The organism is Mesorhizobium sp. M4A.F.Ca.ET.022.05.2.1 (assembly GCF_003998845.1).
In the GTDB taxonomy this organism is placed as follows: Bacteria; Pseudomonadota; Alphaproteobacteria; order Rhizobiales; family Rhizobiaceae; genus Mesorhizobium.
This window is the reverse complement of record NZ_RZOJ01000560.1, coordinates 1-3,095: the sequence shown is the minus strand read 5'-3', so window position 1 is coordinate 3,095 and position 3,095 is coordinate 1. Positions and strand designations below refer to the sequence as shown.

Here is a 3,095-nt window from a genome sequence, read left to right as displayed (position 1 = left end):
CGAACACCAGCACCGCGAAGGTCGCGGTCGGCACCAGCCAGATGTAGCGGAGAAAGTGGCTGGTCTCGCTGTCGGCGACGATCGTCGGGCTCTCGTCGCGCGCCGCCAGCACCGGAATGGCGGCCAGCGTCACCAGGCCTATGGTCACGCCGAAGGGCAGGAAGCCGGCACTGCCGAGATGGGCAAACAGCCATGGCCCGGCGGCGAAGCCGAGCGACAGCACGGTCGCGTAGATGCCGAGCACCAGGCCCCGCCGGTGCGGCGGCGCCGACGTGCTGATCCAGAACTCGGACAGGATGAACAGCACCGTCAACGAGATATGCAGCACGACGCGGAGCGGAAACCACATCCAGAAATCCGGCGCGAAATGGAAGCCGACGAAGGCAAGCGCGCCGGCGGCAATCATCAGCAGCATCGTCCAGGCGACACCGAGGCGCATGGCGAGCGGGGTGGCGAGCGGCGCTCCGGCGATCGAGGCAAGGCCGGCGACGGCGGTGTTGAGGCCGATCATCGAGGCCGAATGACCACGCGTTTCCAGGATGACGCTGAGCAGCGGCATACCGAGGCCGATGGCGATGCCGACGACGCTGATCGAGGAGATGGCAGCGATCATCGGTAGCCAGTGTACGCGTTCCTCGCCCTGTTGTTGGGTATCGACCGTCATGGGATGCCTGAATAGCCTAGAGGATTTCGCGGGTGAAGCGGTTGCGGACACGCCGGTAGAGAGGCACCGAGCCGCCCGGATGCAGCAGCGGATCATCGGTGAGCCGCTTTGCCAGCTCGTCCAGGATCATCCCGGTGATGTCGGGGATATCGGCCTGCCTGGCCTTGGCGAGCGGCAGCCAGACCAGTTCCTCCAGCTCGTTGGTCGGGCCGCCATCAGCCAGTTCAACCGCGACGTCGCCGCGCCAGGCGCTGAAGAAGCGCGTGTCGAAGCGACGCACCCGGTTCGGCGGCGTGATCGCGCGGGCGATGAAGCGCAGCGCATCCAGCGAGGGTACGACGCCATGTTCGGCAAAGCCCTGCCAGTCGCGCCTGGTGGTGGTGAAGGCGCCTTTGCGGCCGATGAGCAGGCCGGCTTCCTCATAGGTCTCGCGAATCGCCGAAAGCGCGATGGCACGGGCGCGGGCCACGCTGGTGCGGCCGAGGCCAGCGGTCAGGTTCGCTTCTTCCTGGGGGTGGAGGGCTGCGGCGACAGCAATGCGGCTGTCGGCCGGATCGGTGCGGCCGCCCGGAAAGACGAACTTGCCGGGCATAAAGGCGTGGCCGGCATGGCGGCGGCCCATCAGCACCAGGACCTCGTCGCCCTTGCGGTCGAGCAGGATCAATGTCGCGGCATCGCGCGGACGCAACGGCTTTGCGGCAGGCGCGGCAACGCTCGGCTCAAGCTTGTCGACATTCGCTTTGGTCATTCCGTCCCCGAGCTGATGCATGTCGCCCAAACGCCGTGTCTGTCTTGGGGATGATGACATGCATGAAAGCAAAGATCTGAAGCGCGTCGCGTGATCCCGTTCATATGCGAGGCGCTTTAGCGGAAACTTCCCGCATGCGAAAGTGGCGTTCAGCCGTCGCCGATTGCGCCAGCCGCGGCTTCAAGCCTCGGGATGGTGCTCGATGACGTCTTCTTCGCCGCCGAAGCCGTGCATATAGAGGGCCCATTGCAGGCCGATGACGGCGCCCTTGACCGGCTGTAGCAGCACGACCGCCAGAAGGATGGTCAGCGGCACCCAGATGAGGATGTGCTGCCAGGTGGAGAGCGTGGAGGTCGCCTCGACGCCCATGAAGGCGCCAAGCACGATATGGCCGACGATGACAACCACCAGATAGGCAGGCAGGTCGTCGGCGCGGTGATGGTAAAGTTCTTCGCCGCAATGATCACATCTGTCGACGGTCTTGACATAGGCGCGGAACAGCTTGCCCTCGCCGCAATGCGGGCAGCGGCCGAGCAGGCCCCGCTTCATCGCCGTCCACAGCGGGCGGGCGGTCCGGCCCGAATGGTGCTCGCCGCCGAAAACCTGGTCTTCCATCTGCAATTGCCTTGCCATCACCGTCTCCTGCCGCGCGGGCCCGAGCGCGATTGCGACGCGCGGGCGCGGCCCTTGGCTTTGTGGAACGACCGCTTGGAGCCGGGCAGCGGCTTCGGGTCGGTCAGCATTTCGAAACGCATCGCGCCGGCCATAGGCGCCACCTCGATCAGGCGAACCTCGACGCGGTCGGCAAGCTGATAGCCCTTGCCGGTGCGTTCTCCGAAAAGCGATCGGGCAGTTTCGTCGTATATATAGTAATCGCCGTCCAGACTTGACACCGGGATGAAACCATCCGCGCCGAACTGCGGCAATTGGACAAATAGTCCCGCCTTGGTGACGCCGGAGATGCGCGCGTCGAAACGCTCGTCGATGCGCTCGGCGAGATAGGCGGCGACCAGCCGGTCGACCGTGTCGCGCTCCGCCGCCATGGCGCGGCGCTCGGTGGCGGAGATCAGCGCCGAGACCTCCTCCAGACGCTCGGCTTCCTGCTGGGTGAGACCGCCCGGGCCGAGGTTCAGCGCGGCGATCAACCCGCGATGCACGATAAGGTCGGCATAGCGGCGGATCGGCGAGGTGAAATGCGCGTAGCGTTTCAAATTGAGGCCGAAATGGCCGATGTTCTTCGGCGAATACTCGGCCTGGCTCTGTGAACGCAGCACCACTTCGTTGACCAGCGCCTCATTGTCGGCGCCGCGCACGCGCTCGAGGATGCCGTTGAACTGGTTCGGCCGCATCTGCGCGCCGCGCGCCAGCGACAGGCCGAGCGTCTGCAGAAATTCGCGCAGCGATTCCTGCTTGGCGAGTGAAGGCGCGTCGTGGATGCGGTAGACCAGAGACTCCTTCTTCGCCTCCAGCGTTTCGGCGGCCGCGACATTGGCCTGGATCATGAACTCCTCGATCAGCTTGTGGGCATCGAGTCGATCCGGCACGACGACGCGGTCGACCGTGCCGTCCTCTTTGAGCAGGATCTTGCGCTCGGGCAGGTCGAGCTCGAGCGGCTGGCGGCCGTCACGGCCGCGCTTCAGCACCGCATAGGCATCCCATAGCGGCTTCAGCACCGTCGCGAGA

General features: G+C 65.6%; 4 protein-coding genes. All 4 read right to left on the bottom strand.

From position 1 onward, the window contains the following. Positions 1 to 664, bottom strand: a 664-nt coding sequence (locus tag EN745_RS32655) for an MFS transporter (RefSeq protein WP_145992267.1), incomplete at its 3' end; no start/stop codon positions are given. A gap of 16 nt (positions 665 to 680) precedes the next feature. Then, positions 681 to 1,412 (bottom strand): NUDIX hydrolase, encoded by a 732-nt coding sequence (locus EN745_RS32650; RefSeq protein ID WP_245455455.1) that lies wholly within the window; start codon positions 1,410 to 1,412, stop codon positions 681 to 683. A 180-nt stretch (positions 1,413 to 1,592) separates the two neighbouring features. After that, the gene (locus EN745_RS32645; protein ID WP_126054301.1) at positions 1,593 to 2,045 is read right to left on the bottom strand and encodes a DUF983 domain-containing protein; all 453 of its coding nucleotides are present in this window, start codon (positions 2,043 to 2,045) and stop codon (positions 1,593 to 1,595) included. Then, positions 2,045 to 3,095 (bottom strand): RNB domain-containing ribonuclease (locus EN745_RS32640; RefSeq protein ID WP_127423154.1); only part of this gene is annotated, 1,051 nt, incomplete at its 5' end. The genes EN745_RS32645 and EN745_RS32640, both read right to left, overlap by 1 nt.

Bases quoted from the DNA above. Each gene is read 5' to 3' on its own strand.
- EN745_RS32650 (WP_245455455.1), bottom strand. From the start codon at position 1,412: ATGACCAAAGCGAATGTCGACAAGCTTGAGCCGAGCGTTGCCGCGCCT.
- EN745_RS32645 (WP_126054301.1), bottom strand. From the start codon at position 2,045: ATGGCAAGGCAATTGCAGATGGAAGACCAGGTTTTCGGCGGCGAGCAC.